The sequence below is a fragment of the Tidjanibacter massiliensis genome (assembly GCF_900104605.1).
In the GTDB taxonomy this organism is placed as follows: domain Bacteria; phylum Bacteroidota; class Bacteroidia; order Bacteroidales; family Rikenellaceae; genus Tidjanibacter; species Tidjanibacter inops.
Map to the genome: position 1 here is coordinate 616397 of NZ_LT629960.1, position 20180 is coordinate 636576.

24 protein-coding genes and 2 tRNA genes are annotated in these 20180 nt (G+C 54.8%); 16 read left to right on the forward strand and 10 right to left on the reverse strand.

Going from position 1 to position 20180, the window contains the following annotated elements:
* The first annotated feature begins 82 nt into the window (after positions 1 to 82).
* The 3 genes from BQ5361_RS03585 to recR are packed head-to-tail and all read left to right on the forward strand — an operon-like array spanning position 83 to position 3358.
* Positions 83 to 1909 carry a BatD family protein gene (locus BQ5361_RS03585; protein WP_035473185.1) on the forward strand — a complete coding sequence of 609 codons (1827 nt, stop codon included), beginning with the start codon at positions 83 to 85 and terminating at the stop codon, positions 1907 to 1909.
* A gap of 8 nt (positions 1910 to 1917) precedes the next feature.
* Positions 1918 to 2703 carry a tetratricopeptide repeat protein gene (locus BQ5361_RS03590; protein WP_035473343.1) on the forward strand — a complete coding sequence of 262 codons (786 nt, stop codon included), beginning with the start codon at positions 1918 to 1920 and terminating at the stop codon, positions 2701 to 2703.
* Positions 2704 to 2758: 55 nt separating this feature from the next.
* Positions 2759 to 3358 (forward strand): recombination mediator RecR, encoded by a 600-nt coding sequence (gene recR, locus BQ5361_RS03595; protein WP_022063115.1) that lies wholly within the window; start codon positions 2759 to 2761, stop codon positions 3356 to 3358.
* 92 nt (positions 3359 to 3450) lie between these two features.
* Here recR and BQ5361_RS03600 read toward each other — a convergent pair whose 3' ends face one another.
* Positions 3451 to 3900, reverse strand: a complete 450-nt coding sequence (locus BQ5361_RS03600; protein WP_022063114.1) for an META domain-containing protein — start codon at positions 3898 to 3900, stop codon at positions 3451 to 3453.
* 331 nt (positions 3901 to 4231) lie between these two features.
* On the opposite strand from BQ5361_RS03600, the gene BQ5361_RS03605 reads away from it, so the two are divergent.
* Positions 4232 to 4609: a RidA family protein gene (locus BQ5361_RS03605; protein ID WP_022063113.1), complete on the forward strand. Its 378-nt coding sequence runs from the start codon at positions 4232 to 4234 to the stop codon at positions 4607 to 4609.
* Between the two features lie 89 nt (positions 4610 to 4698).
* Here the strand turns inward: BQ5361_RS03605 and BQ5361_RS03610 are convergent, their stop codons facing one another.
* The 5 genes from BQ5361_RS03610 to BQ5361_RS03630 form a co-directional block, all read right to left on the reverse strand.
* Positions 4699 to 6153 (reverse strand): lipopolysaccharide biosynthesis protein, encoded by a 1455-nt coding sequence (locus tag BQ5361_RS03610; protein WP_035473186.1) that lies wholly within the window; start codon positions 6151 to 6153, stop codon positions 4699 to 4701.
* Positions 6154 to 6248: 95 nt separating this feature from the next.
* On the reverse strand, positions 6249 to 6677 hold the full coding sequence (gene aroQ / locus BQ5361_RS03615) for a type II 3-dehydroquinate dehydratase (RefSeq protein WP_035473187.1): 429 nt from the start codon (positions 6675 to 6677) through the stop codon (positions 6249 to 6251).
* Positions 6674 to 6952: a septum formation initiator family protein gene (locus tag BQ5361_RS03620; protein WP_022063111.1), complete on the reverse strand. Its 279-nt coding sequence runs from the start codon at positions 6950 to 6952 to the stop codon at positions 6674 to 6676. The genes aroQ and BQ5361_RS03620 overlap by 4 nt, the downstream gene beginning before the upstream one ends.
* 17 nt (positions 6953 to 6969) lie before the next feature.
* Positions 6970 to 7608, reverse strand: a complete 639-nt coding sequence (locus BQ5361_RS03625; protein WP_035473189.1) for a 7-carboxy-7-deazaguanine synthase QueE — start codon at positions 7606 to 7608, stop codon at positions 6970 to 6972.
* Between the two features lies 1 nt (position 7609).
* Positions 7610 to 8173 (reverse strand): phosphoribosyltransferase, encoded by a 564-nt coding sequence (locus tag BQ5361_RS03630; RefSeq protein WP_035473191.1) that lies wholly within the window; start codon positions 8171 to 8173, stop codon positions 7610 to 7612.
* A 204-nt stretch (positions 8174 to 8377) separates the two neighbouring features.
* Between BQ5361_RS03630 and zupT the strand changes: the two genes are divergently transcribed.
* Together zupT and BQ5361_RS03640 are read left to right on the forward strand one after the other, a co-directional pair.
* Positions 8378 to 9190 (forward strand): zinc transporter ZupT, encoded by an 813-nt coding sequence (gene zupT, locus BQ5361_RS03635; RefSeq protein WP_257526631.1) that lies wholly within the window; start codon positions 8378 to 8380, stop codon positions 9188 to 9190.
* Positions 9191 to 9225: 35 nt separating this feature from the next.
* Entirely contained in the window at positions 9226 to 9432 is a 207-nt protein-coding gene (locus BQ5361_RS03640; protein WP_022063107.1) for a hypothetical protein, read from the forward strand.
* A gap of 50 nt (positions 9433 to 9482) precedes the next feature.
* On the opposite strand, the gene BQ5361_RS03645 is transcribed toward BQ5361_RS03640, so the two are convergent.
* The 3 genes from BQ5361_RS03645 to BQ5361_RS03655 all read right to left on the reverse strand — a co-directional run bounded on the left by BQ5361_RS03645 (position 9483) and on the right by BQ5361_RS03655 (position 11834).
* Entirely contained in the window at positions 9483 to 10622 is a 1140-nt protein-coding gene (locus tag BQ5361_RS03645; protein WP_035473193.1) for a hypothetical protein, read from the reverse strand.
* A 187-nt stretch (positions 10623 to 10809) separates the two neighbouring features.
* Entirely contained in the window at positions 10810 to 11355 is a 546-nt protein-coding gene (locus BQ5361_RS03650) for a lipocalin family protein (protein WP_022063105.1), read from the reverse strand.
* A 391-nt stretch (positions 11356 to 11746) separates the two neighbouring features.
* Positions 11747 to 11834 (reverse strand) — tRNA-Ser (locus tag BQ5361_RS03655).
* A 258-nt stretch (positions 11835 to 12092) separates the two neighbouring features.
* Between BQ5361_RS03655 and BQ5361_RS03660 the strand changes: the two genes are divergently transcribed.
* The 10 genes from BQ5361_RS03660 (at position 12093) to BQ5361_RS03705 (ending at position 19414) form a co-directional block, all read left to right on the forward strand.
* A complete protein-coding gene (locus BQ5361_RS03660) occupies positions 12093 to 13316 on the forward strand; it encodes a DUF763 domain-containing protein (protein WP_035473195.1) in 1224 nt (407 codons plus the stop codon).
* A gap of 188 nt (positions 13317 to 13504) precedes the next feature.
* Complete coding sequence (locus tag BQ5361_RS03665; protein WP_143047491.1) at positions 13505 to 14710, forward strand: OmpA family protein; 1206 nt, start codon at positions 13505 to 13507, stop codon at positions 14708 to 14710.
* Between the two features lie 288 nt (positions 14711 to 14998).
* Positions 14999 to 15071: transfer RNA gene (locus tag BQ5361_RS03670), tRNA-Gly, on the forward strand.
* 238 nt (positions 15072 to 15309) lie between these two features.
* On the forward strand, positions 15310 to 15783 hold the full coding sequence (locus BQ5361_RS03675; RefSeq protein WP_154822314.1) for a hypothetical protein: 474 nt from the start codon (positions 15310 to 15312) through the stop codon (positions 15781 to 15783).
* A 27-nt stretch (positions 15784 to 15810) separates the two neighbouring features.
* Positions 15811 to 16512, forward strand: coding sequence for an SIR2 family NAD-dependent protein deacylase (locus BQ5361_RS03680; protein ID WP_035473199.1), 702 nt, complete (start codon positions 15811 to 15813; stop codon positions 16510 to 16512).
* 195 nt (positions 16513 to 16707) lie between these two features.
* Positions 16708 to 17646, forward strand: a complete 939-nt coding sequence (gene arcC / locus BQ5361_RS03685; RefSeq protein ID WP_035473201.1) for a carbamate kinase — start codon at positions 16708 to 16710, stop codon at positions 17644 to 17646.
* A gap of 322 nt (positions 17647 to 17968) precedes the next feature.
* Positions 17969 to 18397, forward strand: a complete 429-nt coding sequence (locus BQ5361_RS03690; protein ID WP_035473203.1) for an organic hydroperoxide resistance protein — start codon at positions 17969 to 17971, stop codon at positions 18395 to 18397.
* A 45-nt stretch (positions 18398 to 18442) separates the two neighbouring features.
* Positions 18443 to 18739 (forward strand): YtxH domain-containing protein, encoded by a 297-nt coding sequence (locus BQ5361_RS03695; protein WP_052131052.1) that lies wholly within the window; start codon positions 18443 to 18445, stop codon positions 18737 to 18739.
* 23 nt (positions 18740 to 18762) lie between these two features.
* Entirely contained in the window at positions 18763 to 19122 is a 360-nt protein-coding gene (locus BQ5361_RS03700) for a phage holin family protein (RefSeq protein WP_022062816.1), read from the forward strand.
* Entirely contained in the window at positions 19109 to 19414 is a 306-nt protein-coding gene (locus BQ5361_RS03705; RefSeq protein WP_035473205.1) for a hypothetical protein, read from the forward strand. Before BQ5361_RS03700 ends, BQ5361_RS03705 begins: the two co-directional genes overlap by 14 nt.
* 102 nt (positions 19415 to 19516) lie before the next feature.
* Here the strand turns inward: BQ5361_RS03705 and BQ5361_RS03710 are convergent, their stop codons facing one another.
* On the reverse strand, positions 19517 to 20116 hold the full coding sequence (locus BQ5361_RS03710) for a DUF4294 domain-containing protein (RefSeq protein ID WP_022062818.1): 600 nt from the start codon (positions 20114 to 20116) through the stop codon (positions 19517 to 19519).
* Positions 20117 to 20180: the final 64 nt, after the last annotated feature.

Consider the following 20180-nt stretch of genomic DNA (forward strand, 5'->3'; position numbering starts at 1 on the left):
CCGGTGCCGCCCCGTGTATTACGGAGACTTCGGCCGAGGGCAGCGGGGCAGGCTGTTCCGGAAGTGTGATTCGATTCGATATATGAGGAAATACGTCGGAAAATTCTTACTGTTGTTGGTGATGGCGGCCCTACCTGTGGCGGTATGGGGGCAGAAAGTCGCCTTTGAGGTCAATGCCCCGCGTGTGGTAGCCGTGGGAGAGATATTCCGTATCGAGTATGTGACCGACTCGAAACCGCAGGATTTTAAGGGCCCTCAGTTTGAAGGAGTGGATGTATTGGCCGGACCGACGCTCTCCACGAGTAAATCGGTATCCATCGTGAACGGTAACATGACGCAGGAGGTGCGTTATACCTATACGTATGTGCTGCAATGCAATTCGGAGGGCGAATTCAATGTGTCCGAGGCGGTTCTGACGGTGAAGGGCAAGACGTACAGCACCGCTCCTTTCGCAGTCAGGGCTTTGACGGAACAGGCTGCTGTCAGCGGGGAACAGGGCGCAGGTGGACATTCCGACCGTCCCACGCTGGCCCCCGACGACATTCTGATACGGGCGGTAGTCGACCGGAAAGAGGTATATAAGGGAGAGCCCGTCCGGGTGACCTATAAGCTGTACAGGCGGGTCCCGCTGAATCTCGAAAGCGCCAAATTTCCCACCTACAACGGTTTTTGGGCCCAGCAGCTCAATGTGGACGGTTATCCGCCTCAGCGGGAGGAGTTCAACGGCAAAATATACGATACGCATGTCATCCGCGAAGACCTGCTGTTTCCGCAGCAGGCCGGCAGTCTGACCGTTGACCCACTTGAACTGAGCGTGGTAGCGCAGATAGTGATGGAGCCGCGCCGTCAGTCTATCATCGACGACTTTTTCGGAGGCCCCAACATACAGGAGGTGCGTCGCAAGGTCGCTACGGCTCCGGTATCCATCACGGTGAAGGAACTGCCTGCCGGTGCTCCTTCGGGCTTTTCGGGAGCTGTCGGGGATTTCCAGTTGGAAACGGTCGCTCCGCCGCCCGAAGTGGCTGCCAATTCGGCATTCACTTTCGGTATCAAGATTTCGGGCAGCGGCAATCTACCCCAGATACAGGCGCCGAAACTCTCCCTGCCGGCCTCGTTCGAGCAGTACAACGTGAAGACTACCGAAAGTTTTAATAACACTTCGGGCGGCATTTACGGATACCGTCAGTTCGAGTATCCGGTAATTGCTCGCGTGGCCGGCGAGTACAACCTTCCGCCGATAGAGTTTACCTATTTCAATCCCCGTTTGAAAACATACGAAACACTGTCCGGCCCCTCCATGGCGCTGACCGTGGTTCCCGATTCGACCGGCATGGGCGGTTCGGTGCAGGGGGCTGTGCTCAGCGGGCTCTCGAAAGAGGATATCAAGATTCTCGGTCGGGATATCCGTTTCATCAAGCTCGATTCCCCGCATCTTCGGCAGAAAGGCGGTCTGTTCTTCGGCAGTGTGTGGTATTTCCTCTGTATTGCGGCCATAGGCGGTCTCTTTGCGGGCCTGCTGGTATGGCTGCGCAAGGTGGCCGAAGAGCGCCACAACAGCGCCCTTATCAAGGGGAAAAGGGCCAACAAGGTGGCGTTGCAGCGTTTCCGTGCGGCTGAGGAGCACATGAAGGCCGACAACCAACGGGGCTTCTATGAAGAGATGCTGAAGGCGTTGTGGGGATACATAGGCGATAAGCTCAATATCCCTTCGTCGAATCTTACAAAAGAGAATGTTCGTGAAGAATTGGTGAAGCGGGGCGTATCGCCTGAAGCGGCACAGAAATACATCGATATCATCGTGGAGTGCGAATACGCCCAATATGCTCCGGCGGCTACGGGTCGGATGACGGAGGTGTACGGGGCCGGAGTGGAGATGGTCTCCAGACTCGAAAGCATAATCGGAAAGTAGTGGCGGGCATGATGAAAAGGATAATTCTTTTGATAGGTTTTCTCGTATGTGCGGTTCCTGCGCTCTATCCGCGTGAGGCGGAAGTGAAAGCGGAGGCGGAGAAGGTGTGGGAAAGAGCCAATACCCTCTATATCAATGGAGATTATGTCGGGGCGGCGGCATTTTACGAGGCTATTGTCGACAAAGGGTATATAAGCGGGAGATTGTTTTATAATCTCGGCAATGCATATTTCAAGGCGGGCGAGCTGGGCAGGGCCGTGCTCAATTACAACCGGGCCCAGAAGCTGATGCCGTACGACAAGGACGTAACCTATAATCTTGCCGTAGCCAATGGGTATGTCAAGGATAAGATAGACACCGTACCGGAGTTTTTCCTTTCCAGATGGATAAAGGCCTGGCGCTCGTCGCTCGACAGCAATACGTGGGCCGCAAGGTCGCTGGTACTGCTTGCCGTCGCATTGGCCGGCGTGTTGGTGTTCCTTTTGGAGGAGCGCAGCGGGTGGCGCAAGGTCGGTTTCGTGGCGGCCGTGGTTTTTACCGTACTTTTCGTCTTTGCGGTGGTTTTTGCGGCGGTTGAGAAAAGAGAGCTTACGCAGGCTTCCGAAGCCATCGTGATGGTGCAGGCCGCTTCAGTGAAGAGTGCTCCGGAGAAGGAGGGCAGCGACATTTTCATTCTGCACGAGGGGACGAAGGTGGAGGTGCTGTCGTCGTACGACGGTTGGACAGAGATAATGATTGCCGACGGCAACAAAGGATGGGTGCCTACCGACTCTGTGGAACTGATAACCTATTGACTTCGGAATCGTTCCGGAGCACAAGCAGGCCTGAAAGGGGCCATACGATTACTAAATGTCTGAATTGCTTGATGATGCGGTGAGGGAGCTCTCCCGCCTGCCGGGAATAGGACGGCGCACTGCCCTGCGGCTTACCCTGCACATGCTGCGCATGGACGAGGAGGAGGTGCGGCGCATGACGGCTGCCATAGACCGTTTTCGCAGTGATATTAAATATTGTGCTCGCTGTAATAATTTGTCTGACAGCGATGTGTGTACTATCTGTTCGGACCCGTCGCGCGACCGGTCGGTGGTGTGCGTCGTCGAACAGGTGGGCGATGTTCTCTCCATAGAAAATACCCGCCAATACAACGGGCTGTATCATGTGCTCGGCGGCGTCATATCGCCCATGCAGGGAATTGCTCCGTCCGACCTAAAGATAGACCTGCTGTTGGAGAATATAGAGAAGGGGGGGGTGAAGGAGGTCATTCTTGCAATGAGTACGACCGTGGAAGGCGAAACGACACTTTTTTATATTACCCGCCGACTGGCACGGTTTCCCGACCTGAAAGTAACCAATATCGCACGTGGGATAGGGTTCGGTGACGAGATAGAGTATGCTGATGAATTGACCATAGCCCATGCTCTTCATAACCGTACTCCGGTCAGCCGCTGAGCGGGTTTCGTTTTTGCGGAGCGGACAATAAAAGAGAGGCAGTGCCCATTTATGGCACTGCCTCTCTTTTGCAGTGATTGCCGGCATCGCTTTTACTCTTCGTCCACCGGTTTGTCCGTGGGTTCGAAAACGGCCTTTATCTTGTTATCGACGAAAAGGTAGAGGTTCTTTTCGTCAAGCTGATAGAGGTGTACGTTTTCGAACATGCGGAAGAACTCCGTTTCGATGTTCGGGTCGAGGCATGCCATCATGGTGGATGCTACGGGGCCTATCTTTATTCCTCCGTTGGCGTTTACGACCTGATAGGGACCGAAGAAACGGTTGCATTCGCCGATACCGGCCACACGTCCGTCGGCCAGGAATGACAGTTCGTATTTGTCGGGGGCGTCGACCGGTTTGCCGTCGAACTCCACCAGATGCCATACGGTTCCCTGTATGGGCCTGGTTGCCGCTTCGCGGCTTTTGCGGCATTTCTGGCAGCATCCTGTCAGCAGGATTCCCGCCAGCAGGGCGACTGCCGCGATAGTGATTGTTCTCTTCATTTCCGTATTTTGTTTAAATGTCGTACAAATATAGGGATTATTCGCTGCAAACCGCATATGGCCGAGTGGGCGGGGGCGGTTTGCAGCAAATGTTCTCCCGATTCGCTGCAAACCGATTATGGCTTGGGGCATCCGAACGCGGACAGGGCTTTCCGTACTGACGGAGCAGTTTGTCACGCAGCCGGTTGAGCGTTCAACCTTCATTGAGTATATTTGTTACGACCGAATTTACAGGCCGGGCGGTCGTCCGATAACCGTTTTCGGTTTTCATCGAATATCCGTATATTTGTATTGTTTAGTTCGTATACTATTCATTAAAAGCCAATAAGTCATGAAAAAAGTAATCGCATCGCCCGATGCTCCCAAAGCGGTAGGGCCCTATTCGCAGGCTATCGAGGCCGGTGGCACCCTTTACATTTCGGGACAGCTTCCGATAAATCCTGCCGACGGCAAGATACCGGAAACCATCGAGGAGCAGACCGCACAGTCGCTCGACAATACCGCCGCCATTCTGAAGGAGGCCGGATATACGTTCGAGGATGTCGTGAAAACGACCGTGCTTCTGGATGACATGAACAACTTCGCCGCGATGAACGGGGTATATGCTCGGTATTATACAAAAGATATGCCGGCCCGCGTATGTTATCAGGTGGCCAAACTGCCTATGGGCGTAAAGGTCGAGATAGATACCATAGCGGTAAAAAAATAGGAAGACCTCGTCTCCCGATAAAAGCGGCCGTATCTTCCGATACGGCCGCTTTGTCGGTTAAGTGAATGCTGCCAGGGAAATCCCTGCTTTTATTTGTGGCGTGCGGCAGCGGTCTGTTGCAGGATAGTCCGTACCTCACGCCATCCCTCCGGCCGGCAGAGCAGGGTCAGCAGGGCGTATGCGGCGATGCCTGCCGTTATTTCGATGAGAAGGATGGCCCACAGGGCGATATGTCCGGCCAGGAGCATATGCGTACCGTAAACCGCAGCGACCATGACGGCGGACATGGCAAGGTAGGGGGCCGTGGAACGAATACCGTCCCAAATCGTCCAACGCAAGTAACGTCCCGCCCCGAGCATATTGACGATGGCGTCAGATAGGAAAATCACCGTTTGTCCCCAGGCTATCGCTTTGACCCCCATCGGAATGGTTATGGCGAGTATGACCGTGGCTATCAGCTTTTTGATGATTTCGAGACGGAATATCAGTTTGCCGTCACTCTTGATTTTCAAAATGTTGTAGGATACGACCGACAGCGGTGCGAACAGCCCCGACAGGCAGAGTATCCGGAAGTAGGGAATGACGGGCAGCCATCGCTGCGGAAGGAAGACCGCGATGAAGTCGCCGACGACGGCTATCAGTCCCAGCATGACCGGAAAGATGATGAAATTCATCACGACGGTCACCTGATGTGCGCTCGTTCTCATTTTGGCCGGATTGTCCTGCAATTGGGAGAGGGCGGGGAAAGTGACGTTCTGTACGGAGCTGATGACGGCGCTTACCGGCATGTCCTTGTACTGTTTGCCGCGGTTGTAGTAACCGAGTGCCTCTTTGGTGTACATCTTTCCGATAAAGAGTTCGGAGATGTTGGCATAGACAGTATTCGTTATGTCGCTCAGCAGTAGGCGCGAACTGTATCCGAGCATCGGCCGCAGGGCCGTAAACGAGACGCGGCGCGAGGGGCGCCATTCGCTGCGTATCCACAGGAGCATGGATTTGACTGCGGGTGTGAGCAGTCGTTGTCCGAGCAGCGACCAGATGCCGCATCCTGCGGCGGCCATGCCGACGGCCACGCAGCTTCCGGCCAGCGTGGCCCACAGAGTATATTTGGAGATGGTCTTGAAGTCGAAACGGCGGGTAAGGATGGTGTTCTGTATGTTGGAGAACGAGTTTACGGGAACGAGCAGAAACAGTACCGGGGCGAGCGTCCGCATTATGGGAGCGTTGTAATAGCTTGCCAGAAAGGGTGTGACGGCGAGCAGCACGAGGTACAGCCCGCAGGCGGTGAAGATGTTGAAAAAGAAGACAGCGGAATACTCTGCCTGCCCGACCTCTTTCCTGCGTATCAGCGCTGCGGAAAAGCCGCTGTCCACGAATACCGAACATACCGATGTGAAGACCACGAGTATCTGTATCGTGCCGTAGTCGTCCGGAAAGAGAAAGTTCATCAGTACGAGCCCGACGAACATCTGGAATACGGCCGTCAGGGCCTTCTCCGCGAAGGTCCACGCCATCCCTTTGACCACATGCTTTTTCAGCTCCATATACGGGTTTGCCCTCTTTGATTCGATTGGTATCCGGTCGGTTCGTTTCCCCGATATCTCCGGTACTGGCTGGACCGGACATCTGCTGCTGCCGGTCAGCGAGGCAGCAGGAAACTCTCTATCGCCAGCCGGTAGGAGTCGAGCCCGAATCCCGTGACTGCTCCGCGGCAGGCGGCGCCGGTCAGCGACTGCTGCCGGTAATTTTCCCGGGCGAAGATGTTGGAGATATGTACCTCCACGATGGGGACTCCGACAGCTCGGATGGCATCTGCGATAGCCACAGACGTGTGCGTATAGCCTCCTGCATTCAGAATGACGCCGTCGTATCTGCCATCGGCCGCCTGGATGCAGTCGATAAGTTCCCCTTCGATGTTGGACTGGCGGTATGTCAGCTCCACGTTGCGTGCGGCGTATGTACGGCGCAGGGCGGCGAACCACGTCTCGAAATCGGTGCTTCCGTATATGGAAGGTTCGCGCTTCCCGATGAGATTCAGGTTGGGCCCATTGATTATCAGTATCTTCATTCCTCCAAAAGGTATATCTCCTCGCCGCGGCCCTTCATATAGAAGGTTTCGCGAGCATATTTTTCAAGAAACCAGTCCTGTTTCAGGTTTTCCAGAAACGTACTGTCCTCTTTGGAACGTTCCCTGTAATATTGCTGTTCCTTCTGCATGACCTTGATACGCCGGCGTATGGCCATGGCCTCTAACACCGTATTCTTGGAAAATACGGTGATAATCAACAAAAAGGCTATCGTGATGATAACCCATAGACGATATTTCTCCCAGAATCCCTTCATTGCCGGTCTGTATCCTTTCAGGGTATCTCCATGAATTTGTGTGTCTGGAGCGATACCTTCCATTGCGGATGGGCTTTCACATACTCCGTAATGAGCCGGACGGCCTCTGCGAACCTGCTCCATTCGGGCTGCAGATAGAGCCGGCAGCTCTTTCCCGCCCGTGCTGCGCATTGTTCGGCCCACAGCAGGTCTTCGGCGTTGCCTATCACTACCTTGAGTTCATCGGCTGCTTGGAAGACCTCCTCCAGCGGAGGGGCCTGCCGTTTCGGGGAGAGGCATATCCAGTCGAATTCCCCTTGCAGCGGATGCGTTCCCGAAGTTTCGAGGAATACCTGCAGACCGTTGGCCTTCAGTCCTTCGGTCAGGGGGACCAGCGGGTGCATCAGAGGTTCTCCGCCGGTTATCACTGCACAGGGAGCGCCGGATGCCGCCGCCCGTCCGATAACCTTTTCGACGGCGGATACGGGGTAGCGGTGGATATTCCAGGTGTATTTGGCATCGCACCACGGACACCCTACGTCGCATCCGGCCAGGCGGATGAAATAGGCGGCCGTTCCCGTCTGATATCCCTCTCCTTGGATGGTGTAGAAATCTTCTGCCAGCGGCAGTGCCGTTCCCCCCTTTTCCGATGACTCTTTTCCTCTGTCGCTGCGCATGTCACACCTCCTTCGCAAGCCGGTAAATGTCGCACAGATTTCTTCCCAGACCGTCATAATCGAGTCCGAAGCCTACGATGAATCCGTCGGAAATCTCCATGGCCGGATAACGTATCGGGAAGTAGTTCCGGTAGGAGGCGGGTTTGAAGAGCAGCGTGGCCACTTCAAGCGTTGCAGGGTTCATCGCAGCCAACGAATCGGTTAGGGCCCGGATGCTTTCGCCGGTTTCGACGATGTCCTCCACTACTATCACATGGCGGGCTTCGATGTTCTCCCGAAGTCCGAAAACCTCGGTCACGCTGCCTGTGGAGGTCGTGCCGTGATAGGAGGAGAGTCGGACGAAAGATACTTCGCAGGGGAACGATATGCGCTGGAGCAGTTCGGCGAAGAACATGAAAGCCCCGTTCAGTACGCCGACGAAAAGGGGGATGCCCCTGCTGCCGTCTCCGTAATCGGCATTGATTCGGGCTGCCAGCGCCTCTATCTTGCCGATGATTTCCCCGTGCGGTACGGCGAGTTCGAATGTCCTGTCGTGGAGTCTGACGCGCGGCCTTTCGCTGTGCATGGTGATAATAATTAAGTAAAATCGTCCTTGTGCGGCTGTCCGGTGTACCGAATAGGCCGGAAACGGGTATCTTTGTGCAGGCAGGAACTCCTGCCGTACATCCGTTGCAAAAGTAATAATAAAAGCGAAGACGCCGTACGCTCCCGGGAACTTTGCAGGATTTTTGAAGAGCGTTCCGACCGTAACCGCACCGATGACGAAATGATGACAGGAAACATAGGTCAAGCCTTGCTGCTCAGCCTGATGGCAGGCTGCGCCACAGGAATAGGAAGTGCGATAGCCTTTTTTGCCAAAAAGACCAATGCGAAATTCCTCTCCTTCTCCCTGGGGCTTTCCGCCGGAGTGATGATATACATATCGTTCATGGAGCTGCTTTTCAGTTCGCGTCAGCAGCTCGAAGTCATCACGGAAAGTACGACACGGGGCAGTCTGATAACCGCCCTCGCTTTTTTCGGAGGTATCTTCATCGCCGGGCTTATCGACAAGTTCATCCCGGATACCGAGAATCCGCACGAGTTGCACAGTGTCGAGGAGATTGGGGGAGTCCCTAATCCGGAACATACCCATCGGCTGAGACGCATGGGGATAGTGACGGCGCTGGCTATCGCCGTCCACAACTTCCCGGAGGGTATCGCCACGTTCATTTCGGCACTCGATTCGGCGAAGGTGGGCATTGCCGTGGCCGCGGCCGTTGCGGTGCATAATATACCGGAGGGCATCGCCGTGTCCGTTCCGATTTATTTCTCTACGGGAAGCCGGAAGAAGGCGTTCTGGTACTCCTTCGCGTCGGGGCTGGCCGAACCGGTCGGGGCGGTATTCGCCTATCTTTTGCTGATGCCTTTCCTGACGCCCGTGCTGATGGAGTGCACGTTCGCCGTGGTCGCAGGTATCATGGTTTATATTTCGCTCGATGAGCTGCTCCCGGCGGCTCACCAATACGGTCACAGCCACCTGGCTATCTATGGATTGGTGGCGGGTATGGCTGTCATGGCGCTCAGTCTCATATTGCTCGGCTGAGGCGTCCGTTTCCGGGAACGAAGAGAGAGAATGGTATGGTGAAATGGTTCAAATCGCTCTCGCGGCAGGAGAAGGTGATGCTGCTGCTTATCCTTGTGCTTCTGATAGGGGTTATTCTGCGTTGGGACAACGTGAAACGGAAAGCGCTCATCTGGTTCCGTGCGGATGAACTCGTCGAACGGCAGGCGGATTCCGCTGCCGTGAGGCAGACGCCCGAGGCCGGTACCGTGTGGAACGAATGAATTTTTCCGTGCGGTCGGTGGCGGGGTGTGAGCGGACTTGGATGCCCGGATTATTTCCGGTCGATTTCTTTGGCGAAGACAGCCCTGCGTTTGTGCAGTACCTTGTCGAAGGTTCCCCAAAGGGCCTGGATGCGGTAATTGTCGATGAGTTCCGGATTGCTCTCGGCATAGACCGTACCCAGTTTCTGGAATTGCGGTATCATTTCGGTAAAGAGCAGTGCGGCGGCACCGAGGTTCTGTGCGGTAGGATGGGCGGCTATCAGCATCAGGTCGCATACCTCTGCCTTGTTGGAGTTCAGCGCCCGCAGCAGATGGCAGGCACCCAGCGGAAACATTCTGCCGCGGGCCTTCTGCATTGCCCGGGAGAGCGAGGGCAGGGCGACCCCGAAGGCCACGAGTTCGCCGCTTTCGTCGGCAATCAGCGTGACGAGCTCGAGCCGGAGCAACGGCACGTATTTTTTGATGTAATAAGCTATCATTTCCTCCGTCAGCTCCGAGAAGCCGTAGAGGTCCGCATAGGTGATGTTCAGCAGCCGGAATAGTTTGTGGCCGTATCCCTGCCTGACGATATCGGATATCTTTTTGAACCGCAGGACGTGTAATCCGTATTTGCGGCGCACAACCTCTGCGATTCGCTGGTGCTTGTCCGGTATTTCTTTTGGGATGAGTATCTTGTATTCTACCCATTCGGCGTCTTTCCGGAATCCCATGCGGGTGAGGAACTCCGGGTAGTAGGGATGGTTGTAGAGGCAGGCGATGGTACTGACCTCGTCGAATCCGTAGATGAGCATCCCTTCCGGGTCGAAATCAGTGAATCCCAGCGGACCGTGTATCGCCTCCATGCCACGTTCCCGTCCCCATTGTTCGACGGTCTCTATGAGGGCTTTGGCCACTTCGAAATCCTCGACGAAGTCGATGAATCCGAACCGGACACAGGCTTTACCGGTCTTGCGGTTGCTGATATGGTTGATGATGGCGACGATGCGTCCTACGGTTTTGCCGTCCCGTTTTGCCAGGAAAACTTGATGGTCATACACTTTCAGCGCCGGATTATGCCCTTCGAGTAGTGCTTCCCGCTCGTCTGCATACAGAGGCGGCACAGCATAGGGATTACCGGCGTACAGTTTAATTTTGAACTTGGTGAATTCTTTCAGTTCCTTCCTGATGGCGACCGGGCTGACGGTAATCATAAGCGAAAACGTTTGGGTTGTCGGGGAGCAGTTTTGTATCGACGCGGTAAAAATACGATAAAAACCTTTTATTTGTTCATAAAAATGTTCAAAAGAGGAATTTATTCCATAGCAGCCACTGGAATACGCAGGAAGGACGGCAATGTGCTGCCGTCCTTCCTGCGTATTACGGGAGACCTAGGTCCTGTCACTGTTCCACCCACACCAGTCTGGAGATGTCGTAACCTATACCCTTGGCGATTTCGAGGTATTTGTCCTTCACTTTTTCGGGCATAGTCTTTTCGCGCGAAAGCAGCCACATGTAGTCGAGGTTGCGTCCGATGACGAGGGCATACTTGTAGTCGGGGTCGAGTGCGGCCACGTTGTAGCCGGAATAGAACGGCCCGAAGAAGGATACTTTCAGCATCGCCACGTCGGGTTCCTCAACGAACACGGCTTTGCCCACAGACTCTTTCCACTTCCCTTTTTTGGCATCGTAGCCTCTGTTGATTACGTGGATACTGCCGTCGTCGTTCAGAGAGTAGTTGGCTGTCGTCTTGCTGAGTCCCTTTTCGAATTTGAAGTCGAACCGGGCGATTTCATACCATGTTCCGAGGTATTTGTCGGCATCGAACGGGGTGACTGCATGCGCCCCTTCGGGTATCGTCCGCTTGGTTTTGAGAGAAAATGCCGACGCCAGCAGGCCTATCGCTATCAGCGCGCCTGTTCCGATGATTAAATTTCTGCTTTTCATAAACGTATTTTGATTTGGTTGTTTGTGTATTGAAATAATCAAATAGCCTGCCACGGTGCGATGGAATGCGGAAAAATATACGGACGGAGTATTTTCCGGTCCTTCAGGGTACGGAGCGAACCGAGCTGCCTGCATGCCGAGGAGATAGGGATGGATGTGCGAGAGTATTTCCGATATCGGGACGTGGTATTGCGTTGCGGTCGTAGCGGATGGTACGGTCCCTTTTATAAGGTATAAGCCGTACAGGCCGGTCGGAAGGTGCGGAAAACGGCGGGATGTCTCAATTCGGATTCGAACGACCGTCCCGGCGTGGCTCGTACCGTCGTGAGGACAGGCTGGTAGGAAACGATGAACGCACGGCAACTTTTGCTGCCGTGCGTTCATCGTTTTGCGGAGAGGGCGGGATTCGAACCCGCGATACCCTTTTGAGGTATACGCACTTTCCAGGCGCGCCTCTTCAACCACTCGAGCACCTCTCCATCATGACTTGTCGGTAATGGCCTGCTCGTCGCTGTGAAATCCCGGCCTTCCCGATGCCTCGTTTTCGGACGAGGCGGTGCAAAAGTAATGAATAAAATCATGCAGGCAAAGCCCGACGTTAAAAAAATCGTCATTCCTGCAGTAGACGGAGGGATATGTCGTATGCTGTCGTACCTGCCTGACGACAAACCGGAAGGTGCGTTTTTATTTATGTCCATACTGCACACAACACCGGTCGGATACCTATCTTTGCCGAAATGGGAAGAAGCGGACATGCAGACCTCCCGCTGCATTACGGGAGCGTGCCGCAGTGGCTTGCCCGGCGGATGAGCCTGCTGGGCGGTGCGATTGTCGAGGCGGTAGTGATGGAGTACGGCCGGGGGGAGCTGTTGCGTAGGCTCAGCGACCCCTTCTGGTTCCAGTCGCTGGGTTGTGTGCTGGGAATGGATTGGCACTCTTCGGGAATTACTACCTCGGTCATGAATGCCCTGAAAAAATCGGTGAACTTGCGGTCGTCGGAACTCGGTGTCTATATCTGCGGCGGCCGCGGCAGGTCGTCCCGTCAGACTCCCGCTGAACTGCTGGACGTAGCCGAACGTACCGGTCTGGACGGGGAGGCGCTGGTACGGTGCAGCAGACTTTCCGCGAAAGTGGACAATACGGCCGTGCAGGATGGTTTTCAGCTCTATCTTCATTCGTTCGTCGTGACGGCGGAAGGGGATTGGGCGGTGATACAGCAGGGGATGAATCCTGCCGGTCGGATGGCCCGGCGGTATCATTGGCTCTCTTCTTCGCTGGAGTCGTTTACACAGGAACCGCATGCGTCCGTTTGCGGGCTTAATCAGGGATTGATATTGAATCTGACGCATCGGGAGGCGGCCATGACGAAAGAGGGTATTCTGGAACTTACGCGCGAACGGCCCGACAGGCTGCTGCACGAAGCGGCATTGGTCATGCCCTGCCATCATGAAGTGACCGCCGGAGATGTAGACCTCAAACGACTCGGTGCGGCGTTGATATTGGCCCACGAATCGGAAGTGGCAGATTTTGAATCGCTGCTTCTGCTGCCGGGGGTAGGCCCGCGGACGCTGCAGTCGCTGACGTTGGTCAGCGAGGTGATACACGGCACGCCGTCGCGGTTCACCGACCCGGCGCGTTTCTCTTTCGCTCACGGCGGCAAGGACGGACATCCCTTTCCGGTGCCTACCGAAATCTACGACAGAACCATAGAGGTGCTCGACCGGGCCATCCATAGTGCACGTCTCGGAGAGAGGGACAAGACGGAGGCGCTGAAGCATCTCTCGCGCGTATCCGTTTCGTTGGAACGCGGATATGAACCGGGCGATTATTTCGACAAATATGTGGAGCAGGAGCGTAGGAATGCCTGGCGATGGGGAGGAAAAACGGTGTACGGCGATGCAAAACCGCCCGACGACACTCCGCCGGAGACTGCCGGTTCCCGCCAACTGACGCTGTGGTAACGGACTGCGAAAAGGAGCGGGTTTCTTTTTGCAGCACTCGGAGCAGCCTCTTCCAGTGGAAAAGGGTTCATAAAATGCGGCGTTGAGTACGGTTAGGCATTGAAATTGAATGAGGATATATTGTGTGCAGATGTTTCCGGAAAGACCGGAATATAGGCGGATTCGATTTCAACTTAAATTATACGATTATGACACATTATGAATCACTGAAAGAGAGCATCTCGCCGCAGATGCTGAAAACGGCCGCGGCTACGCTTCGCGAGGATGAAAAGGGAGTGGCTTCGGCCGTGGCGGTATTGCTGCCTTCGTTGCTGGTCAGGTTTATGGACCAGGGTGAGACGGCACGGGTCAATGAGACTATTCGCGAAGCCGGCAATGCGGAGCTGTTTGACAGACGGGCGGAGATATTCGCCGGCCACGGAATAGATGGAGGAATGAATCTCGGCGAGCGGTTCGAAAACGAATTGGTCGGGGCGGAAAACAAGGCCTATCCGAATGCCGTGGCGGCCGAAAGCGGTATCTCCGCAGCGAGCGCCGACCGGTTGTCGGGATGGGTGGCAGCGGTTATCGCCGGCTATGTGGGCCATAAGATAGTCCGTAACAATCTCTCCATGTCTGCCGTAATGGCCGGGTTGCGTCAGGAGCGCGGCTCGGCAGTAAAGGAGATACCGGTGAAGGTGGGCCGTGCTGCGGGAATCAGCGGCATGTGCAGCAGCAGTGCGCCGGTTGCCGGACGGGACGGCAAAAGGAACAATTGGCTGGTATGGCTTATCATTGTCCTGATTGTTGTGATTATCGTCTTTCTGAGTATCCGTTCGTGCAATCGGAACGGTGGTGGAGAGGTCGTAGCGGTTACTGAAAATGTGACCGTCGTTCCGACTGCTCCGGCGGCACAGACTGCTGCTGCGAAGGAGGGACTGACTTTCGTGGAACACAAATTGCCCGACGGCAGAACCATCCGGGTGGCCGAAGGCGGATGCGAGGACTGCATGCTGAAGTATCTCCAGTCCGATGCATACCGGAAAGCCACGAACGAAGAGCTGAGCAAGAATTGGATACAGTTCGACAAGATAGATTTCATGCATGACAGCGAGACGGCTCTTGCAGGAAATTCGATGGAGCAGCTCGACAATATTGCGGCGATACTGAAAAACTATCCCGATGTTAGGATTCGAATAGGCGGTTTTGCGGATAAGACGGGTACTCGGGCGGTGAATTACGAAATTTCCAAAAAACGGGCGGAGTATATCAAATCGATACTCGTGAAGGACGGGATTCCGGCAGACCGTATCAGTACCGAGGGCTTCGGAAAAGAGTTCGCGACGGTGCCTGCCGATGCGACCGCAGCGCAGCGGGCCGTAGACCGTAGTATCGCCATGCGTTTTACGAAGTGACCGGCCGACAGCCGAACAATGGACGGGGGTAGGAGATACCCCCGTTTTGCATTCTGTTTCCCGGACTGTGTCCGGCTGTTGCGGATAGCCGGAGAGAGTGTCGGAGGGGGACGGTCTGCCGCAGGTTGTGGATGGCCGCTTTTTCCGGTAAGCCGTATCCGTGCGGCCCGGTTTTCCGGTATAGCACCGATGCCCCGGTCCGTTTATCGTCGATGTCGGACGGAGAAAATAAAAATTGGCCGAATGATGATGAAAGTTCGGCAGATTTCGTATATTTGCACTCCGAACGCGGAAGTAGCTCAGTCGGTAGAGCATCAGCTTCCCAAGCTGAGGGTCGCGGGTTCGAATCCCGTTTTCCGCTCATGAATAAATGATTAATCCCTGCGGGAAGCCATTGGGCGGTTCGTGGGGATTTTTTCATGTCAGACAGGCGGTGTCTGTGCTTTTTCGAGGCCTTGGACGGAATCCGGAGTGATGGAGGGGATGTGGCGGAGAGGCAAATCGAGGTTTCCTCGTTCAGCGAGGCGGATATCTCCGTATCTTTGCATGCGGAACAATGTGGGCATCCGCATTCAGGGAGACGAACGATGGGATTCGATATGCACAGACTCGGTTTCGACCCCTCCGTATGGAGGGCGTTTTTCCATACACGTCTGTGGCGGGGCGTATTGCCTGCCATGGCGCTCGCGTTTACGGTCATCTTTCTGTTCTATTGTGTTGTCGGCGGGGCGTCGGAAAGTGCCGTCATGCGCAGAGCGCTGGTGGCGGCGGGAGTGTGCGGTTTCGGCTATGTCGTGGGTATCTGGTGTGCCGTACAGCTCGACCGGGAGGAGGAAGAGGAGGAAGCGAACGGCGGCAGGGAAACGATATCGGCGCGTCTGAAACTCGCAGGATGTGCTTTGGCGGCTTTGGTACTGCTTGCCTATCCGAGCATACAGCGTTTTCTTGCGGGCGGACGGAGCCTTGCGGAGTGTGTAGCGGAAGTGATTGTCAGACTGATGGTCGTAGCTTGTGTCGTATTTCCGGTATGGCGGACGGTCAAACGTCGGCAGGAAGAGAACGGCACCGTGTAAATTCGTATTAAATCGGAAGTAAGGGGTATGGAAAAGAAAAAACTGGTTGTCTTCACCGGAGCCGGCGTCAGTGCCGACAGCGGTATCGCTACGTTCCGCGATGCGGACGGTTTGTGGGCTAATTACAGGATAGAGGATGTCTGTACTCCGGAAGCTCTGGCACGAAACCGGGAACAGGTTATCGGATTTTATAACATGAGAAGACGGGAGCTGTTGGCTTCGAAACCCAATGCGGGACATTATGCACTGGCCGGGCTGGAGGATGTGTTCGATGTTCGGGTGATTACCCAGAATATCGACGACCTTCACGAAAGGGCGGGCAGCAGGCAGGTGCTTCATCTGCACGGAGAGCTGCGCAAACTGCGCAGTACGGTCGACGAACGACTCGTCTTTCCCATCGAAGGTTGGGAACAAAAACCTGACGACCGTGCGCCGGACGGTTCGCCTGCACGGCCTTTCGTCGTCTTTTTCGGGGAGGCCGTCCCCAATTTCGAGCGAGCTGCGGAAATTGCGGCGCAGGCCGACTTGATGATAGTTGCGGGAACTTCGCTTGCCGTCTATCCTGCGGCCTCGCTCGTAAGGTACGTGCCCGGTGGGGTTCCGGTCTATCTTGTGGACCCGGGCGAACCGGATGTGCGCGGCCTGCGCAATCTCAAGGAGCACATCCGGATGCGCGGTGCCGAAGGACTGCCGCTGCTTGCGGCCCGTCTGAGAAAAGAGATGGACTGAAGCCGCTTATAAAGCGGAAAGAGGCCGCGGCAGGATGAGTGTGTTCGGGAAGAAAAGGCTATGAATCGGCAGTTTTTTAAGCGGAATCGTAACGGAATGTAACTCAGGATTTGTTTTTTGTTTAGTTTTGCGTACTTTTGCGGACGCCGGAAGCCGAGGGGCTTTCGGCCCGATATTTTATAAATGCCTTAAAAAATGACAAAACTCGCAGTAGTCGCGTTGGGTGGGAATGCCCTTCTGCGGAGCGGCCAGAAAGGTACTTACGCCGAACAGTTACAAAACGTACAAGATACCTGCAACTCCCTGTTGCAGCTTGTTTCCATGAACTACAATCTGGTCATAGGCCACGGTAACGGTCCTCAGGTGGGCAACGTGCTGTTGCAGCAGGATGCCGGACGCAAGGTGTATGAACTGCAGGTCATGCCGATGGATTTCTGTGTGGCCGAAACACAGGGGTCGATAGGGTACATGATAGAGCGTACCCTGCGTAATGAACTTGCCGTCAGGAAACTTCGTCGCAATGTCGTCACGATGGTAACGGAGGTGGTGGTGGACCGCAACGACGAGCGTTTCGCCAATCCGACCAAACCCATCGGTCCTTATTATACGAAAGAGCAGGCGGACAGGATGGCCGAGGCCGACGGTTCCATCTTCCGGGAAGACCCGAAAGGGAACGGCTGGCGTAAGGTAGTAGCTTCGCCCGTACCGCTCGAGATAATCAATGTGGATATCGTGAAACGCCTCGCGGCGGAGGGAAATATCGTGATAACCGCGGGCGGAGGCGGCATACCGGTCTATCGCGAGGAAGAGCGTCTCGTAGGAGTGGAAGCCGTTATCGACAAAGATTTGGCATCCGCCCTGACTGCCGTCCGGATAGGGGCCGACGAATTCTATATTCTTACCGATGTGCCCAAGGTGTACGTCAATTTCCGTAAGCCCGACGAAAAGGCGCTGGATACCATCACGGTGGCCGAGGCGGAACGTTACATCGAGGAGAAGCAGTTCTCAGAAGGCTCCATGCTTCCGAAAGTAAAAGCGGCGCTCTATTTCGTCCGCAACGGCGGTAAGGAGTGCGTGATAACCGATGCTACGCAGCTCGGTGTGCCAGGTGGCGGAACGCGTATCGTACCGTAAGAGGAATAATAAAAATGATGGCGCATGCAACGAAAAGGGACTGTAATGCGTCCTAATATAAAGGAAAGATAAGCAGGGGTGCGGGTAATCGCACCTGTGACAGAAGCGACTCCCTTTTCATTTACACCCTATTATGTAGCATCCGGAAGGCAGGTTTCATGCCGTCCGGATGCGCCTTTTTGGCATATCTGTTATCGCTGTCTGTACGGTGGCCGCAGAATTGTTTTTCCGGTTGGTCGGCGGCCGGTGTTGGCAAGGATATTGCTTTGTATGTTACTATAGGAGAGCCGGCCTGTTCCGGCGGAATTTTAAATATCGTATTATGGAAGTATTATATACGGCCCGGGCAACGACCAAGGGCGGGCGCAACGGACACGTTGCGTCGTCGGACGGTATCATCGACCTTGAACTCCGTACTCCGAAGGAGATGGGGGGTGAGAGCGGATACAGCAACCCCGAACAGCTTTTCGCAGCTGGGTATGCGGCTTGTTTCGATTCGGCCATGACCATGTTGGCGCGGCGCAAGAGACTCGATGTGGAGGAAGCTGAGATTACCGTAGAGGTAGGGATAGGAAAGGACCCTGCCGACGGAGGATTCAAATTGCAGGCGGACATTACGGGAACATTCCCGGCAGGGATAACCGATGAGCAGGCCGGCGAACTGATGGAGGCGGCGCACGGTTTCTGTCCCTATTCCAAGGCCGTAAGAGGCAATATCGAAGTGAGGCTTCACCACCGGGTGGGCAGATAGGCGGAGAGAAGAAATTATTCGTTTAACTTAATAAAAAATAAAACTATGAAAGGTTCTCATGTGGCAGCATTCCTCATCGGCGCTATCGCCGGCGGGGTGGCGGCGCTTCTCTATGCGCCCCAGAGCGGTAAAAAAACCCGTAAACAGATACGCGAATATGTGGGCGAGGAGATGGAACAGGCGGGTGAGTTCGTGGAGCGTACTACGGCCAAAGCGAAAGATGCCGTGAGCCGCGGTGTAAAGCAGGTCAAGCACGGCGTATCGCAGGCCCGCGAGTTCGTGAACAATGAAATCGCCGGTGTTCGGGCCGAGCTTTGCGACTGCGAAAATAAGGAGGAATAGTGTAAGCGTAACACACGGTGACAATGGAAGAACTTTTTCAGGATATCAAATACTACATCGACCTGCGCATCAAGAGGTTTAAACTCAATATGGTGGATAACCTCTCCGCATTTTGCAGCAGAGCCATATCCCTGACGGCATTCTTGCTGATGTTGCTGTTGGCTATGCTGACGCTCACGGGTGCGCTCGTCGCTGCCGTAGCCCTCTGGATAGGGTCACTTATCTGGGCATTCGTCATTGTAGGCGGTTTCTATCTGATTGCGGCGTTGCTCTTTTATCTGCTTCGGGACAGGCTCTTTACCGGAGGTATGGTGAGGACGTTCAGCAGGATGTTTTTCGAGAACAATTCTAACGATACGGAGGGTGACGATGAAGAGGATTGAGGACAGGCAGTTGGCCCGTCTGGGGTCGGTGAAGGATTTGCAGGCGGCGAAAAGAAGGGTGAACCGTGCGATACGCGAAATGGAGGAGAGTGTGAAGGATGACTATGAAGCGGCATTGGAGGCTTTTTCGTGGCGCGATGTCATCTGTTATGGATTCAGTGTGCTGGACAGCGTGCAGAGTGTCGTGCGTTATATGGGAAAAGGGCTCTATACGGGCATGACCTCAGGTATCGTCAACGGTCTGCGGCGCAGACGGGAGAAAAAGGCTGCTCGAAAACAGGGCGGCTCATGACGGTCGCCGGTCGTATTCCGGCAGGGAAGCATCGGGGGTACGTTCATCGAACGTACCCCCGATGCTTCCCTGCGTTTTCGGTGCGCCGACAAAGCGGTGCCTTTACAGCAACCCTGCATCTATCAGGGTGATAATCTGCTCTATCATGGCATCCTCCCCGCCCTGGGAAGGGTCGTAATGCTGCTTCAGGTCGGCTTTGAATATCTTGGCGATAGCGTTGTAGAAACCCGCCGTGAACCGTCCCCGGAAATCGCGGAGCAGTTGGTACGGCGTGCGACTGGTCTCCCGGTCAATCAGTTTAATCAGTATCTTGCCCTGCGTATAGGTCATCTTTTCGAGAATCGGGGTGTATTTCACCACGATTTCCTTCTCCATCGAGGCGATGAATTTCTCCCTTTCGCGCGGCGATTTTATCTTGTCGAGCTCCGTTTCCAGCGTCCGCATATACTGTCTCGCCTCGATGGCATAGGGATAGACCTTCTTGACGTTCCGGACAAGACGTTCGTACTGTTTCATGTTTTTCGGCGGGGCGAATACATAGAGCGGGTCTACCGCCACACTGATGATGGTGTCGCCCTGTTCGATTTCGAAACCGTTGTACCTCCCGCCGCGGAAACGGTAGGGATTGGGCTGCTGTGCCTGCAACGTTTCCCCTGCAGCCAACGCGGCAAGTATAAGTGCAAATATGTATTTCGGTCTCATCGAAAAGCCTTATCTTTGCAAAGGTAAACAGTTTGTGCCGATGTTATATCTACTTAAAACAAAT

Coding starts and splice junctions, on each gene's coding strand:
- BQ5361_RS03585 (WP_035473185.1), top strand. CDS start 83: ATGAGGAAATACGTCGGAAAATTCTTACTGTTGTTGGTGATGGCGGCC.
- BQ5361_RS03590 (WP_035473343.1), top strand. CDS start 1,918: ATGATGAAAAGGATAATTCTTTTGATAGGTTTTCTCGTATGTGCGGTT.
- recR (WP_022063115.1), top strand. CDS start 2,759: ATGTCTGAATTGCTTGATGATGCGGTGAGGGAGCTCTCCCGCCTGCCG.
- BQ5361_RS03600 (WP_022063114.1), bottom strand. CDS start 3,900: ATGAAGAGAACAATCACTATCGCGGCAGTCGCCCTGCTGGCGGGAATC.
- BQ5361_RS03605 (WP_022063113.1), top strand. CDS start 4,232: ATGAAAAAAGTAATCGCATCGCCCGATGCTCCCAAAGCGGTAGGGCCC.
- BQ5361_RS03610 (WP_035473186.1), bottom strand. CDS start 6,153: ATGGAGCTGAAAAAGCATGTGGTCAAAGGGATGGCGTGGACCTTCGCG.
- aroQ (WP_035473187.1), bottom strand. CDS start 6,677: ATGAAGATACTGATAATCAATGGGCCCAACCTGAATCTCATCGGGAAG.
- BQ5361_RS03620 (WP_022063111.1), bottom strand. CDS start 6,952: ATGAAGGGATTCTGGGAGAAATATCGTCTATGGGTTATCATCACGATA.
- BQ5361_RS03625 (WP_035473189.1), bottom strand. CDS start 7,608: ATGCGCAGCGACAGAGGAAAAGAGTCATCGGAAAAGGGGGGAACGGCA.
- BQ5361_RS03630 (WP_035473191.1), bottom strand. CDS start 8,173: ATGCACAGCGAAAGGCCGCGCGTCAGACTCCACGACAGGACATTCGAA.
- zupT (WP_257526631.1), top strand. CDS start 8,378: ATGACAGGAAACATAGGTCAAGCCTTGCTGCTCAGCCTGATGGCAGGC.
- BQ5361_RS03640 (WP_022063107.1), top strand. CDS start 9,226: ATGGTGAAATGGTTCAAATCGCTCTCGCGGCAGGAGAAGGTGATGCTG.
- BQ5361_RS03645 (WP_035473193.1), bottom strand. CDS start 10,622: ATGATTACCGTCAGCCCGGTCGCCATCAGGAAGGAACTGAAAGAATTC.
- BQ5361_RS03650 (WP_022063105.1), bottom strand. CDS start 11,355: ATGAAAAGCAGAAATTTAATCATCGGAACAGGCGCGCTGATAGCGATA.
- BQ5361_RS03660 (WP_035473195.1), top strand. CDS start 12,093: ATGGGAAGAAGCGGACATGCAGACCTCCCGCTGCATTACGGGAGCGTG.
- BQ5361_RS03665 (WP_143047491.1), top strand. CDS start 13,505: ATGACACATTATGAATCACTGAAAGAGAGCATCTCGCCGCAGATGCTG.
- BQ5361_RS03675 (WP_154822314.1), top strand. CDS start 15,310: ATGCACAGACTCGGTTTCGACCCCTCCGTATGGAGGGCGTTTTTCCAT.
- BQ5361_RS03680 (WP_035473199.1), top strand. CDS start 15,811: ATGGAAAAGAAAAAACTGGTTGTCTTCACCGGAGCCGGCGTCAGTGCC.
- arcC (WP_035473201.1), top strand. CDS start 16,708: ATGACAAAACTCGCAGTAGTCGCGTTGGGTGGGAATGCCCTTCTGCGG.
- BQ5361_RS03690 (WP_035473203.1), top strand. CDS start 17,969: ATGGAAGTATTATATACGGCCCGGGCAACGACCAAGGGCGGGCGCAAC.
- BQ5361_RS03695 (WP_052131052.1), top strand. CDS start 18,443: ATGAAAGGTTCTCATGTGGCAGCATTCCTCATCGGCGCTATCGCCGGC.
- BQ5361_RS03700 (WP_022062816.1), top strand. CDS start 18,763: ATGGAAGAACTTTTTCAGGATATCAAATACTACATCGACCTGCGCATC.
- BQ5361_RS03705 (WP_035473205.1), top strand. CDS start 19,109: ATGAAGAGGATTGAGGACAGGCAGTTGGCCCGTCTGGGGTCGGTGAAG.
- BQ5361_RS03710 (WP_022062818.1), bottom strand. CDS start 20,116: ATGAGACCGAAATACATATTTGCACTTATACTTGCCGCGTTGGCTGCA.